The sequence below is a fragment of the Aromatoleum anaerobium genome, assembly GCF_012910705.2.
Lineage (GTDB): Bacteria > Pseudomonadota > Gammaproteobacteria > Burkholderiales > Rhodocyclaceae > Aromatoleum > Aromatoleum anaerobium.
Genome location: NZ_WTVG02000040.1, coordinates 288,087 through 301,379, shown reverse-complemented (window position 1 = coordinate 301,379; position 13,293 = coordinate 288,087). Strand labels below are relative to the sequence as shown.

Below are 13,293 nucleotides of genomic sequence, written 5' to 3'. Positions count from 1 at the left end.
GGAAAACCGGGACACCATCGCCCGGCCGGCGCGGCACCTTTTTCGATGGTGCGCGAGATGGAGCGCGACGAGATGGACGATTTTCAATCGACGGTGAATGCCGCAATAGAGGCGACGGCAGCCGATATCGACCTGGCTTGCAAACGCCGGCTGCGCGACACGAAGTGGAACCTTGCACTCGAACGCGAACCATGCTTGAAAGGGGCGGTTTCCCTGCGCCGCATTGTTCATGCCCTCGCCCTGCGAGCAGTTGAAAGCGCACAGGAGGGAAGGCCGGAAATCAGGCTGCATCCAAACGAGCGATGGCGGTGGAAGTATCACCGCTACCTCGTCGCGGTTGTTCGGCTGAACGCTGCGCTCGCTGAGGCAGCGCGAAGAGGCGCGTTTAAGGCGCGGGATAGCCTTACGCGACTGCCCGCAGACAACATCGAACTGCCGAATATAGAAGCAATCGTCCAATGGGAGCGCGCGGCCCTCCCCGATACACGAACGCCAGAGAGCAAACGGCGTGCGGCCGAGCTGATGATGACGTTCAATGGCTGGCTGCTTTGCGGAGAGCATTTTTCGGCATCGCTCGCCGTCGATTTGGCGGAATTCTCGGCGTGGGCGGAAGCTGAAGGCATTGTCACGCACGGCGAAATCGCGGAGAGGCTTTCAGCAATCGAAGATGAGTTCATGGCGATGCAGGCCATTGCACAGGATTCAGGCATTCCGTCTGACGACCAGAAGCAGAGCGACCCGCAAGACGACGCCGACGCGCAACTAGCCGCACTCTTTGACCCGGTGGCAAAAGAGCAGCTAGAGGCGATGTTTCCAGACAAAGGGTGGGCAAACTATGCAGACAAAGCCGCCAGTAATGGCCTCGCGAATGCCGCACGGGAGAGTCGGGCGATGTTCAACCCTTACCGCGCCGCCTGCTGGTGGCTGTCGAGGAAAGCCCCTGTCGGCTGGAAGTGGGAGCGATGCGCGCGAGTGCTTGCCAATAACCTTCCGGCCCGCTCGCTCGATTCGCGGCACCTGCTGACAGGCGACTTCGACTAAACCGCCATTTTTCCGCCAGCGAAATAGGCGACTGAGGCGAGAAACCGCCGGAAAGTCGCCATTTTTTCGCCGGCATTCCGCCCGAATTTCGCCATGCAATACCGCTAAATATCGTGGTTCCGTCACGATTCATCAAGCAGTCAAACGACCCTCCTCTCTGAAAATGAGGGGAAACCGGCGGGACAACATGCCCGGCGCAGTAAAGGGGACCAAACCTGATTGCATGACCTTCGCGTGGCCGCCTTGAACGAGGCGAATGCTAGCCGCTGCTGTGCAGCGAAGGAAAAATACATGCAAAACGAGAATCAAACCATCCCTGTCGCATGGCGCAATGATGCGCCGCTCGCCGCCCGCACCCTCTCGACCGAGCAGGCCGCCGCCGCCCTGCACATCCGCCCGCAAACCCTGCGCGCCGCCCTTTGCCGCGACGGGCATTACGCCGGCATCGTCCCGCGTAAATTGCCGTCACGCTTCTTGGCGTGGCCTGCCGATGCAGTAGCCCGCCTGACCGCCGGGGAGGGCGCTTGAAATGAAAACGCCCGGAACCCATACCGCAGTCCCGAGCGCCGTCGAACAGCGCGATTGTACCGCAGGCCGCTTTCAAGGAACCGACGAACCCGCGTCACCTGCGCGCCCTCGCGCTGCTGTTGCAACGCCCCGCCAAGCGCGAAGAACTCGACGCCCGCGCCGGATGCTCGAACTTCCCCGACCTCGCGTCCGAGCTGCGCCGCCGTGGCTTGGATCTTCCCTGCGAGCGCGTGCCGGCCCTCGACCGTGACGGCAACCCCTGCCGCCCCGGCGTCTATCACCTGACCGGAGCCGACCGCCGCAAGGTGCGCCGCTGGATGCACCTGCGAGGTGGCCGCCATGCGTAACGCCATCCGCCGCGCTGCGATTCGCGCATGGCTCGCCGGCTGGTTGTCCGGCCTGAGCCTGCTGCGCGTGCTGGCGCTTCTGGACGGAGGTAGCCGATGCGCGCGCCGCTGAATCCTGTTCGCCCGCCGGTAGCCCGCATCTGGCTGTGCAAGTTCGAGCAGAAGCAGAAGGAAGTTCGCCTTCACATGCCGGTCACGAAGGACGTTGTGCTGTCCCGGTTCCGGCTGGCGACGGACGCTATTCCGATGGGAGGGAAGCGCGCATGAACTTGATATTCGCCCCGAGCCTATACGACGCCTTCGAGCGCGCCGGCCTGCCGTTCCCCGAGCGCGACCCCGAGCCCGGCCGCCTTGCGCGCTTCTCGACCAATGGCCACAAGGGCGATGCCGCCGGCTGGCTGCGCGTATTCCCCGACCAAGACGGCGCGGTATTCGGAAGCTGGCGCGACGGCACTGCCTGGACGTGGCAGCGCGAGAAGGACGGCCCCGCCCCCGACGCCGCCGAACTGGCCCGCATCCGCGCCAATGCCGAGCGCATCCGCAGGGAAGCCGAAGCCGAGCGCGAGGAAGGCTATCGACAGGCCGCCAGCAAGGCCGCTGCAACGCTTCAGGCGGCTGAGCAGGCGAAAGGGCATCCCTACCTATCTGCAAAGCAAATCGGCCCGCATATCGCCCGTGAGCGGAACGGCTCGCTTGTCATTCCGGTGTTCGACAACGCCGGCAACGTTCAGTCCGTGCAGAGTATCGACGCACAAGGCCAAAAGCGGTTCATGCCCGGCGGGAAGATGACCGGCGGCCGCGTCTGGCTTGGCGAACCGACCGACGCCGACGTGCTGGTGCTGTGCGAGGGCTTCGCCACTGGCGCGAGTCTCCGCGAGGCGACCGGCTGGCCCGTGGCGGTTTGCTTCACCGCCGGAAACCTGCGCCCGGTAGCCTGCAACGTGCGCGAACGCTTCCCGCGCGCCAAGCTGGTGATTGCCGGCGACGACGACCGCCAGACCGAGGGCAACCCCGGCCGCACGAAAGCCCTTGAGGCCGCCAAGCTGGTAAATGCCATCACGGTATTCCCGAGCTTTGCCAGTGACGACGGAAGCGACTTCAACGACATGGCGCAGCAGGCCGGCCGCGAGGCTGTAGCCCGGCTGATTCGTGACACCGTGGAGCCGCGCCGCTTCAAGCTGGCCGAGCGCACCGCCGCGCGCCTGTTCAAAGGCGAGCCGCCCCCGGTCAATTGGCTGGTGACGGGCATCTTCCCGCTTGGCGTGACGTGCTTGCTGGCGAGCCCGCCGAACGTCGGGAAATCGTTCCTCGCGCTTGAGCTGGCCGCGAAGGTCGCCGGCCGCCGGGACGGGGAATGCCCGCCGGTCGCCTTCGGCGCGCTGGTGGCCGCGCATGGCCGCGCCGTGTATGTCTCTGCCGAGGATGACGAGCCCGAGATTCACCGCCGCCTGCATGCCCTGTGCGGTAGCGACATGCCCGACCGCTTGCATGTCCTGAGCCTGCCCGACGTGGGGCACTTCGGCATCATCGAGCCCGACCCGATGACAAAGGAGTTCCGCGCGACCCGCGAATGGTCCGAGCTTGCCGACGAAATCCGCGCGCTGCCGGATGTTCGGCTCGTGATTCTCGACACGCTGCAAGCCCTGACGAGTGGCGACACGAACACGACGCAGGCCACGCAACCCCTGATGAACGAAGCAACGGCGCTGGCCCGCGCGACCGGCGCTTGTGTCGTGCTGATTCACCACGTCGCCAAGGGCAGCACGAAGGAAATCAGGAGCGCGCTGGATGCGATGGAAGCCATCCGGGGAAGCGGAGCCATTGCCGGCAGCGCGCGAGCCGCTTACGTGCTGTGGCCGCCGGCCGATGGGGGCCGCAACGTGTGCGACGTGCTGGGGACCGAGTTCAAGGAAGGCCGCGTTGCCTTCGGACTCGTGGCGAAAGCCTACGGGGATGCAAGGCGCGACCGTTCCGTGTTCGTCCGCAACGAGCGCGGCATCCTGACCGACCGCACGCAGGCATACAACGCCCTGTCCGGAGGCGACACCGACGCCATGCGCATGGACCTGCTGCGCGCCATCCGCGAGGCGTGGCAGCGCGGGGAAGCCTATGCCGCCTCCGCATCCGGGCACAACGGCTTGCACGGCCGCCGCTTCGAGCTGCCCGAGAGCTTCCACGAGAAGCAACGCCAATGGTTCGAGGAACAGGCCGGCCGCCTGCTGGCAGACGGAAACATCAAGCGCCTGACCTACCGGGGAGGGGCGCGACTCGTGCCGGCCGATGCGGAAACCGCCATCCCGGCGACGCCAGAGGCCGAAGAGGCAACGCCAGAGGTGACGGAATGAGCCTGCGCAGTATGCCAACGAACTGCGCAGAAAACCGAACTGCGCCGCGCAGTTCAATCCTGCGCAGTTTTAGAAAACCCAGTAACGGCGCGGGTTTCATGCTCATTTCGAACTGCGCAGACCCCTTTCTGCGCAGAGCCTTGCGCAGTTTCCAAGTCATTGATTTAAAAGGAGAAATCGAACTGCGCAACTGCGCCCCCTAAAGGGGGAATGGAAAACGGCGCAGTTCCGTTTTTCCTTCCCCTTCGAGGTGCCGGGGGAAGTGGAAAAACACTTCACCTCTGGCGCTGCATCTTTTCAGCAAACCGCCCCGGCCGGGCCGGGAATCCTCAAAAGGAACTGACCATGAAACACGTAACCGAACACGCCGGATTCGCCGCCGCTCAAGACCTGCTGGAGCGCCTGACCGCCGAGCGTGACCGCCTGACCGCCGAGCAGGCAACCATCCACGGCCGCATGCGGTGGGACAACCCCGAGCGCATGCCGCTGCCGGATACGATTGACCGGGCCAAGGCGATTCTTGAGGGCCCACCCGTGCCGAGCAATCGGGCCGGCGAACTCGACGAGCTGCGCACACGTGACCTTGCCATCCGCGAACGGCTGGAAGTGCTGAACGCCGCGCTGCGGTCGCAGCCGAGCGAGATGGAGCATCAGCGCATCCGCGCCCGCGCTGAAGCCTTGGCGGACCGGGAAAAGGCCGTTGCCGCCATCCGCATGCGGTGGAGCGAGGCCATCCGGAAACTTCAGGCCGCGATTGCTGCCGAGGACGCGCTGCTTGACGAACTCGTCATGGGTGGCTTCGGCCGGCAAGAGCCGAGCATCACCGCGCCGCACTGGCTGAACCGCGAACTCTTCACCGCGACCGAGCGCGACGCGAAAGCCGCCTGACGACAAGCGCCGGGGCTTCCCCCGGCATACCGAGGACACGACATGACTTTGATCGAACAACGCCGGGCCAACATCCGCCAACTGTGCGAGCGGAACGGCATCCGCATCGAGCCGACCGGGCCGCGCGCCTACCGGCTGCATGGCAAGGGAATTGACATCATCACCACCGACTTGGCGAGCGTGCTACCGGCCGAGCTGGAACCGAAGCGCAAGCCGTGGGCAATCGGCCGGCAGGCGTAGGAGGGAGGGGGGCATCGAAAGTCTGGCGCTTCGACCCCGGTAACCGCCCGGTTCCCGTCGAACAAGTGCTAACCCGAAACATCGTGCGCGACATCAGCTCGCGCGCAGGAGACACCATGCAGAACTTTCCCCGAACCGTTACAAGCCTCCTGAACCGCCGCGCGCATGCGGAAGGGCTCGCGTATGCCGAAGTCGTCAAACGCCGCTTGGTGGCCGATTTGGCGCGTTTGAAGGCCAATGGCGCGAAGCCGGCGGAACTCCTCGCCTTTCTGGAGGGCGAGCAAGGGGCAGCGGCCGCTAAGCCGTTCCCGTTTGGCGAGCTGCGCCCGTGGTGCTCGACGCGTCCGTAACTGCGACGCAGTGGCAGCCGCACGCCCGGCCCCGCGCCGGGTTTCTCGTTTTCGGAACCGCACGTGCTCGACTCCGGGCTATCTTGTGTCAGACATCTGACATCAGATAGTTGACCGTCTTACGGTTGACCGTCTTACAGAGGACCGCCCGGACGGGAGCACGATTCACCCCGACGAGCACGTTCAGCCCGGTAAAGAGGTCATTTCGCCACGAGAGACGACAGACAGGCCGGCAAGACCCGCCAGACCCGCGCAACGCCGGCCGCGTGCATCCCACGGAAAACCGCCCCATTTCGCGGCTGTGCGAAGCGATGGAACCCGGTGGTAACGGCCCATGAACGCCTGAAGATTTGACCGCCCCCACCCCCGACCCGGCCGCGCGCCGTCCCGACCGAACCGCCCCCGAGGCGGTTTTTTGCGCCCGATGTTTTTGCAGGGGAGCCCGGCCCAGTGACTACACTGGCTTGCGCTGGCGCTTACAAAGTGCTTACACGAGGCCAGAAAGCAAATAGGCCAGTCCGTGAGAACTGGCCTAAGTGCTTGATTTATTTGGTTGCGGGGGCAGGATTTGAACCTGCGACCTTCGGGTTATGAGCCCGACGAGCTGCCAGACTGCTCCACCCCGCGTCGGAGAAACAGAACTATAGTCGGCCTCATAGGTGCTGTCAATGAATATTGCTGGAAAGTGTCGAAACAAGCTGCGGGCCGGCAAGGAACGGGCTGCCGACGCTATGCTGTCGGCCGGCCGGGTTTGTAGGGCGCGAATTGTGTTTTCGGGAATCCCGGCATCCCTCCGTCAGGGGTTCGGCGGCGTGCTGAAACCCGGACCTGTTTGAGATTTCAAGGAAATCAACCCATGACAATGACGCGGTCGCTCGAAGTGAAAGGCCGGCCGGTGGCCGGCGGCAAGGAGCCGTTGATCTGCGCGCCGCTCGTCGGCAGGGACGAAGCGGCGGTGCTGCACGAGCTGGAGGTGATCGTCGCGAAGCGGCCCGATCTCCTCGAGTGGCGGGTCGACTTCTACTCCGGCATCTCCGACGTCGACCGCGTCGTCGAGCTCGCGAAGAAGATCCGCAGGAGTTCGGCCGGTATTCCGCTCATCTTCACGCGCCGCTCGATCCGCGAAGGCGGCGAGACGATCGGCCTCTCCGAGGAGCAGGTGCTGTCGATATACCAAGCGGTCGCCCGTTCGGGCGCGGTCGACTTTCTCGACTATGAGTTGAGCAGCGAGCCGGAGCATTTCGAGCAGGCCGTCGCGCTCGCCCGCGAGACCGGCACGAAGCTCATCGCATCGTTCCACAATTTCCAAAAGACGCCGCCGGCCGACGAGATCGTCGCGACGCTCGTGGCGATGGAAGAAGCGGGCGCCGACATCGCCAAGGTCGCGGTGATGCCGCAGGGGCTCGAGGACGTGCTGACGCTGCTGCAGGCGACACTGGAAGCGCAGAAGAAGATTTCGCTTCCGGTCATCAGCATGTCGATGGGCGCCTATGGTTCGCTGAGCCGCTTGTTCGGCTGGGTGTTCGGCTCGTCGGTGAGCTTCGCCGTCGGCCAGAAGGCGTCCGCGCCGGGACAGGTGCCGATCGAGGACCTGAGGAGAGTGCTCGAAGTCCTGCAGCGCTCGCTCAAGGGCGAATAAGTCCGGCCGCGCGGAGCGGCTTTCCGCGCGTACAGGGCGGGTTGGCTTGCGGGATTTTCAGCCGGCCTGCCGCGCTTCGAGCAGCTTGACCAGGCTGTGCAGGACGCGATTGACCGGCGTCGCAATGCCGAAGGCTTCGCCCTTGCGCAGCACGTAGCCGTTGAGATGGTCGATCTCGGTGCGCTTGCCGCGCGCGAGGTCCTGCGCGGTGGAGGAAAACTGTGTCGGCATCGTGCGCGCAATATGCTGCACCGCGTCCCATGGATCCCCCGGCACATTCACGCCTTCGGCCTGCGCGACGGCGAGGCATTCCCGCACGACATCGCGCATCACGTCTTCGACTCCTTCGCCGCGCACGAGGCGGCCATAGGGCAGCTGGGCGATCGCGGACAGCGCGTTGTAGGCGCAGTTGAGGATCAGCTTGGCCCACAGCGCGCCCATGACGTTGTCCGATATCTGCACTGGCACGCCGGCTTCGGCGAACAGCTTCTCCAGCGCTTCGCTGGCGGCCGACGGACCGATCACGAGTTCGCCGCGCCCATGATGTTTGACGTGACCCGGTCCGGCCATTTCGGTCGCGACATAGACCACTGCCGGTGCCACCTCGCGTCCGAGCAGCGCCTGCAGCCGCGACGCGTTGTCGACGCCGTTTTGCAGGCTCAGCAGCAGCGCGGCGGGTGCAAGATGCGGCGCCATTTGCGCCGCTGCATCGGCCGTATCCGTCGACTTCACGCAGCACAGCACGAGCTGCGCCCCGCGCACGGCGCCGGCGTCGGTGCTCGCGCGCATCGGCACATGGGCCTGGAAAGTCTGCGTATCGAGGAACAGCCCGTCGCGCTGCACCGCCTCGACATGCGGCGCCCGCCCGATCAGGACCACGTCGTGGCCTGCGCGCGCGAGCATCCCGCCGTAGTAGCAGCCGACCGCGCCGGCACCCATCACTGCAATATCCATCCTGCTCGCTCCAAAGTAATCGCCTCGAACTGCGAGGCGCGTCTCATCGTGGTTGCCGTAGCCGCTCATGGTAACGCCATCGCGCGCGAGGGCAGATTGGGGCGGGTGAACATCCTTGCTCCGGACAAGTCGATCGCCGGTCGTGCCCGGGGTATTGGAATTGCCTCGGTTGCCGCGCGACAATGTGCGCCGGCATGGCCATTTCGCGGGAGCAGTCGAGATGAGCAAACCGGATCACGAGCGGCTAGACCGGCTCGTCGCCGAGGCGCGACGCGCCAGGGAGCAGCGCGAGCAGGGGTACCGGGAGCGGGCGCTCAAGATCTATCCGTGGATCTGCGGCCGCTGCGCACGCCAATTCACGCGCGAGAACGTGCATCAGCTCACCGTGCATCACCGCGACCACAATCACGACCACAATCCGCCCGACGGCAGCAATTGGGAACTGCTCTGCGTGTATTGCCACGACGCCGAGCATTCGCGAGTCCTGGATTGCGCAGGGCGCAGCGCGGGGGGCGAGGAGCTTTCCCCGGCCACGCACCAGCCGTTCGCGGATCTGAAGGCGCGGCTGAAAGGGCGCACGTAGCAATCCCGCGAGGCGCAACGCGTCGGCTGGCGCAGGCCGGGCTCGCACGAGGCGAAAGTGCTCTCCCGAACGATGCTGCGGCTTGCCATTGCCTCTCTGATCATGATTGCCGGGGTCACTATGCTCCAGGACCGTTGGCTTTATTTCCCCGACAGGGCCACGCTCGATGAGGTGGTGTCCGACCGGCTGCGCGCGTGGCCGACGCCCGAGGACTTTCGCGGCCTTATCGCCGAGCCGGCAGGCCCCGCGCGCGGCACGGCAATCGTCTTTCACGGCAACGCCGGCCATGCCGGCCATCGGGACTTCTACGCGGCCCTGCTCGCAAGGCTGGGGCTGCGCGTGATCCTGGCCGAGTATCCGGGCTACGGCCCGCGCGGCGGCGCGGTAGGCGAGCAGAACCTGGTCGCCGATGCCGAACATACCATCGCGCTCGCCTATCGCCTGCACGGCGGGCCGCTGCTGCTCATCGGCGAATCACTCGGCGCCGGCGTCGTGGCGGCGGCAAGCGCGAGCCAGCGCGACAGGATTGCCGGGCTGCTGCTCATCACGCCTTGGGACCGACTCGAGAACGTCGCGACGTTCCACTATCCGTGGCTGCCCGTGCAGTGGCTGCTGTATGACCGGTATGACAGCGCCGCCCACCTGGCGTCGTTCGGCCGCCCGGTGCTGGTGGTGGTCGCGGAGCGGGACAGCATCGTTCCCGCCCGCTTCGGCGCCGCCCTTTATCGGGCGCTCGGGAATCCCAAGCGGCTGGCGGTGGTGGAGGGCGCGGAACACAACGACTGGGTCGATCACGTCGATGAGCGCTGGTGGCGCGATGCGATCTCGTTCCTGCTCGATGAATCTGAATCGCGGTGATCGACTCCCGATGTGCCGGGCGAGCACGTGCCCGCTTCGGGTCAATCCCCGTTATCGCGGTGAACGGAATCCGGGTCCGGACCGCTTGGATCCGGCAGCAGCTTTTCCAGCCACGCGTTCGCGCTGGTCGTCGTCAGCTTGAACCCGGCGTCCACGCGCAGCGCGGCCAGTTCCTCACCGTTGGCATCAAACGCCGCGAGCAATGCATGCGGGTCGAATTCGTCGGGGACGATGTCGAGCGTGACGCTGATCCGTCCGGAGGGTGTGTTCACCGTGACCTTCTGGTGGAACATCGCATGCCGTTGCTGCTCGTGGCGGCGCAGGACCTCGGAAGCGGTCTTGACGAGCGTGTTGAACGCGTTGACGTCGAGCGGCTTCGGGTTCTTTTTGTCGCGCCCCATCGTCCACGGTCCGACCAGGGCCGGCTCGGGTTCGCCGTCCATGATCATCTCGACCGCCCATCCTTCGTCGTCTTCGTTCTTGATGACGCGGGCAGTCCATCCGTCGTCACGCCACAGGCGTGGTTCCTTGACCGAAGGCGGCGAATTGTCCTCCGCCTCGTCGTTGAATGCATTCGATGTCATCGGCCGATTTTACGTCCTGCGGCGCTTGGACGCGCGGTTCCTGCTGCTGATTCGCTCAAGCCTGGATTTCACGCGCAGCCAGCCGCGCCCGCCGGATCACCAGTTTCTCCAGCTCCGCGATGCAGAACACCAGCAGCCCGGCACCGATGACCTTGAGCCATTCGAGCACCGACAGGTCCGCCGAACCGAAGATCGCCTGCATCGCCGGAGCGTGCGTGAACGCCAGCTGCAGCGGGATGCACGCGGCGATGGCGACCAGCACGTAGCGGTTGCCGGTGAGTCCTTCCCGATTGGTCACCGGCGCAAAAATGTAGCGGCTGTTGACGAGGTAGAACATTTCAGCGACCACCACCGCGTTGACCGCCATCGTGCGGGCGGTTTCGAGACTCGTGCCGTGTTCCAGTTCCCACAGGAACAGGCCGAGTGCGCCGGTCATCATCAGGAACGAGACCATCACGACGCGCCAGATGAAAAAACCAGAAAGCAGGGCCTCGCGGGGCGGACGGGGCATGCGCGCCATGATGTTCCGCTCCGACGGTTCGAAAGCCAGCGCAAGGCCCAGCGTGCTGGACGTGACCAGGTTGATCCACAGCACCTGCGCCGGGGTCAGCGGCAGGGTCAGCTCGAACAGGATCGCGGCGATCACGACCAGCGCCTCGCCGCCGTTGGTCGGCAGCATGAACAGGATGAACTTCTTGAGGTTGTCGTAGACGGCGCGGCCTTCACGCACGGCTGCGGCGATCGTTGCGAAGTTGTCGTCGGCGAGCACCATGTCGGCCGCTTCCTTGGCTGCCTCGGTACCCTTCATGCCCATCGCGACGCCGACGTCGGCGCGCTTGAGCGCCGGAGCGTCGTTCACCCCGTCGCCAGTCATGGCCACTACCTGGCCGTCGTCCTGCAGCGCCTGCACCAGGCGCAGCTTGTGCTCCGGGCTCGCACGGGCGAAAACGTCCACCTCCATCGCCACGCGGCGCAGTTCGGCGTCGTCCATGATCGCGACCTCGGCGCCGGTGACGGCCGGCTTGCCGATGCCGATCGCAAGCTGCGCGCCGATCGCGCGGGCCGTTTCGGCATGGTCGCCGGTGATCATCTTGACGCGGATGCCGGCGCGGTGGCATTCGCCGACGGCATGGATCGCCTCTTCGCGCGGGGGATCGATGATGCCGACCAGCGCGAGCAGCGTGTAGCCTTCCTCCACGTCGGCAAAACGCAGGTGTTCTTCCGCGGGAGCGGCGCGCTTGCACGCGAGGCCGAGCAGGCGCAGCCCCTGGGCGGCCGTGTCGGTCGCCATGCGGCGCCAGTAATCGGCATCCAGCGGGCGCTCGCCGTCGTGACCGAGTTGCTGCGCGCAGATGTCGAGAATGCGTTCCGGTGCTCCCTTGACGAAGATCCACGGGTCGCCGTCGGCGTCGCGGTGGTAGGTGGCCATGAAGCGGTGCTCGGATTCGAACGGGATGCTGTCGCGGCGGGACCAATCGGAATCCGCCACGTTCCGCGTGAAGCCGGCTTTGTCGCCGAGAACCAGCAGCGCGCCTTCGGTGGGATCCCCTTCGACCCGCCACAGGCCGTCGTCTTCGCGCAGATGCGCGTCGTTGCACAGCACGGCGGCGCGGATCGCCAATGACAGGGCCGGATAGCGGTCGGTGTCGACGATGTGCCCGTCGACGCTGAAATCGCCCACCGGTGCATAACCGACGCCCCCGACGTCGAACACGTGGCCCGCGCACACGACGCGCTGCACGGTCATTTCGTTGCGCGTCAGCGTGCCAGTCTTGTCCGAACAGATTACGGTGACCGAGCCCAGCGTTTCGACCGCGGGCAGGCGCCGGACGATCGCGTTGCGGCGCGCCATGCGCTGCACTCCGAGTGCGAGCGTGACGGTCATGATCGCCGGCAGTCCCTCGGGAATCGCCGACGCGGCAAGCGCCACGACCATCATGAACATTTCCGAAGCGGGATGACCGCGCCCCAGCGTGCCGAGCAGGAACGTTGCCACCGCGATTGCGAGAATCGCGATCGCCAGGAGGCGGCCGAAACGGTCGATCTGGCGCAACAACGGGGTGCTCAGGGCCTGGATGCCGGTAAGCAGCTCATTGATCTTGCCCAGTTCGGTCGCTCCGCCTGTGCCGACGACGATGCCTTTGGCCTGGCCATAGACGACCAGCGTGCCCGAATAGGCCATGTCGTAGCGATCGCCGAGGGGCGCCTCCGCCGCCACCGCTTGCGTCCCCTTTTCGACCGGCAGCGATTCGCCGGTGAGCGCCGCTTCTTCGACGCGCAGTTCATGCACCCAGACCAGGCGCAGGTCGGCCGGAACGCGATCGCCGGAGCCCAACAGCACGAGGTCGCCCGGCACGAGGTCGGCGGCGTCGATTTCGCGCCGGTGGCCGTCGCGGATCACGGTGGCATGGGGGGACAGCATCGCCCGGATGGCGTCGAGCGCCGCTTCCGCCTTGCCTTCCTGGATGAATCCGATGATCGCGTTGATCACCACGGCCGCGAGCAGCACGCCCGTATCCACCCAATGGCCGAGCACCGCGGTGATCGCTGCCGCGCCCATCATCACGTACAACAGGATGTTGTGGAACTGCATCAGCAGACGCAGCAGCGGGCCGCGGCGCTTCGGCGGCGCCAGCCGGTTCGGCCCGTATTGCGCGAGCCGGCGCCGCGCTTCGACTTCCGGCAGCCCGCCCTGCGGGGCCTGCAGGCGTCGCCGAATCTCGTCCGGATCGAGCGTGTGCCACTGTTCAGGCGCGCGTTCGAAGGACTCGGCCGTTAACCGGTCGTTCATCGGACCGACGCGGCGTGCGGACCGGGAATGTCTCGCACGTCGGTCACTGACAGGTTCTCCGGGCGAATCTGCGTCATCGGGACTCCTTCGTGCAGGCGTAAGGTAATATCGTAGCCATGTGTTGACGCACTGCAGCGAGCGCCGG

General features: G+C 65.7%; 14 protein-coding genes and 1 tRNA gene. 11 read left to right on the top strand and 4 right to left on the bottom strand.

Annotated features, from left to right (window positions below):
* Positions 1-45: 45 nt before the first annotated feature.
* The 8 genes from GO606_RS16975 to GO606_RS16940 all read left to right on the top strand — a co-directional run bounded on the left by GO606_RS16975 (position 46) and on the right by GO606_RS16940 (position 5,739).
* Positions 46-1,041, top strand: coding sequence for a hypothetical protein (locus tag GO606_RS16975; protein ID WP_169118145.1), 996 nt, complete (start codon positions 46-48; stop codon positions 1,039-1,041).
* 291 nt (positions 1,042-1,332) lie between these two features.
* The gene (locus tag GO606_RS16970) at positions 1,333-1,569 is read left to right on the top strand and encodes a hypothetical protein (RefSeq protein WP_169118144.1); all 237 of its coding nucleotides are present in this window, start codon (positions 1,333-1,335) and stop codon (positions 1,567-1,569) included.
* A gap of 119 nt (positions 1,570-1,688) precedes the next feature.
* Entirely contained in the window at positions 1,689-1,916 is a 228-nt protein-coding gene (locus GO606_RS16965) for a hypothetical protein (protein ID WP_169118143.1), read from the top strand.
* A 96-nt stretch (positions 1,917-2,012) separates the two neighbouring features.
* On the top strand, positions 2,013-2,183 hold the full coding sequence (locus GO606_RS16960) for a hypothetical protein (RefSeq protein WP_169118142.1): 171 nt from the start codon (positions 2,013-2,015) through the stop codon (positions 2,181-2,183).
* The gene (locus GO606_RS16955) at positions 2,180-4,261 is read left to right on the top strand and encodes an AAA family ATPase (RefSeq protein WP_169118141.1); all 2,082 of its coding nucleotides are present in this window, start codon (positions 2,180-2,182) and stop codon (positions 4,259-4,261) included. The genes GO606_RS16960 and GO606_RS16955 overlap by 4 nt, the downstream gene beginning before the upstream one ends.
* 210 nt (positions 4,262-4,471) lie before the next feature.
* A complete protein-coding gene (locus GO606_RS16950) occupies positions 4,472-5,149 on the top strand; it encodes a hypothetical protein (RefSeq protein ID WP_246979685.1) in 678 nt (225 codons plus the stop codon).
* A 42-nt stretch (positions 5,150-5,191) separates the two neighbouring features.
* On the top strand, positions 5,192-5,389 hold the full coding sequence (locus tag GO606_RS16945; RefSeq protein ID WP_169118139.1) for a hypothetical protein: 198 nt from the start codon (positions 5,192-5,194) through the stop codon (positions 5,387-5,389).
* A gap of 116 nt (positions 5,390-5,505) precedes the next feature.
* Complete coding sequence (locus GO606_RS16940; protein WP_169118138.1) at positions 5,506-5,739, top strand: hypothetical protein; 234 nt, start codon at positions 5,506-5,508, stop codon at positions 5,737-5,739.
* Positions 5,740-6,289: 550 nt separating this feature from the next.
* Here GO606_RS16940 and GO606_RS16935 read toward each other — a convergent pair.
* A tRNA-Met gene (locus GO606_RS16935) sits at positions 6,290-6,366 on the bottom strand.
* 229 nt (positions 6,367-6,595) lie between these two features.
* Between GO606_RS16935 and aroD the strand changes: the two genes are divergently transcribed.
* Positions 6,596-7,378, top strand: a complete 783-nt coding sequence (aroD, locus tag GO606_RS16930) for a type I 3-dehydroquinate dehydratase (protein WP_169118137.1) — start codon at positions 6,596-6,598, stop codon at positions 7,376-7,378.
* Between the two features lie 57 nt (positions 7,379-7,435).
* Here the strand turns inward: aroD and GO606_RS16925 are convergent, their stop codons facing one another.
* A complete protein-coding gene (locus GO606_RS16925) occupies positions 7,436-8,332 on the bottom strand; it encodes a ketopantoate reductase family protein (protein ID WP_169118136.1) in 897 nt (298 codons plus the stop codon).
* A gap of 220 nt (positions 8,333-8,552) precedes the next feature.
* On the opposite strand from GO606_RS16925, the gene GO606_RS16920 reads away from it, so the two are divergent.
* The gene (locus GO606_RS16920) at positions 8,553-8,915 is read left to right on the top strand and encodes a YajD family HNH nuclease (RefSeq protein WP_169118135.1); all 363 of its coding nucleotides are present in this window, start codon (positions 8,553-8,555) and stop codon (positions 8,913-8,915) included.
* Positions 8,916-8,972: 57 nt separating this feature from the next.
* Positions 8,973-9,773 carry an alpha/beta hydrolase gene (locus tag GO606_RS16915; protein ID WP_211166596.1) on the top strand — a complete coding sequence of 267 codons (801 nt, stop codon included), beginning with the start codon at positions 8,973-8,975 and terminating at the stop codon, positions 9,771-9,773.
* Positions 9,774-9,814: 41 nt separating this feature from the next.
* Here GO606_RS16915 and GO606_RS16910 read toward each other — a convergent pair whose 3' ends face one another.
* Complete coding sequence (locus GO606_RS16910; RefSeq protein ID WP_169118134.1) at positions 9,815-10,357, bottom strand: hypothetical protein; 543 nt, start codon at positions 10,355-10,357, stop codon at positions 9,815-9,817.
* A 55-nt stretch (positions 10,358-10,412) separates the two neighbouring features.
* A complete protein-coding gene (locus GO606_RS16905) occupies positions 10,413-13,148 on the bottom strand; it encodes a cation-transporting P-type ATPase (protein ID WP_169118133.1) in 2,736 nt (911 codons plus the stop codon).
* Positions 13,149-13,293 lie beyond the last annotated feature (145 nt).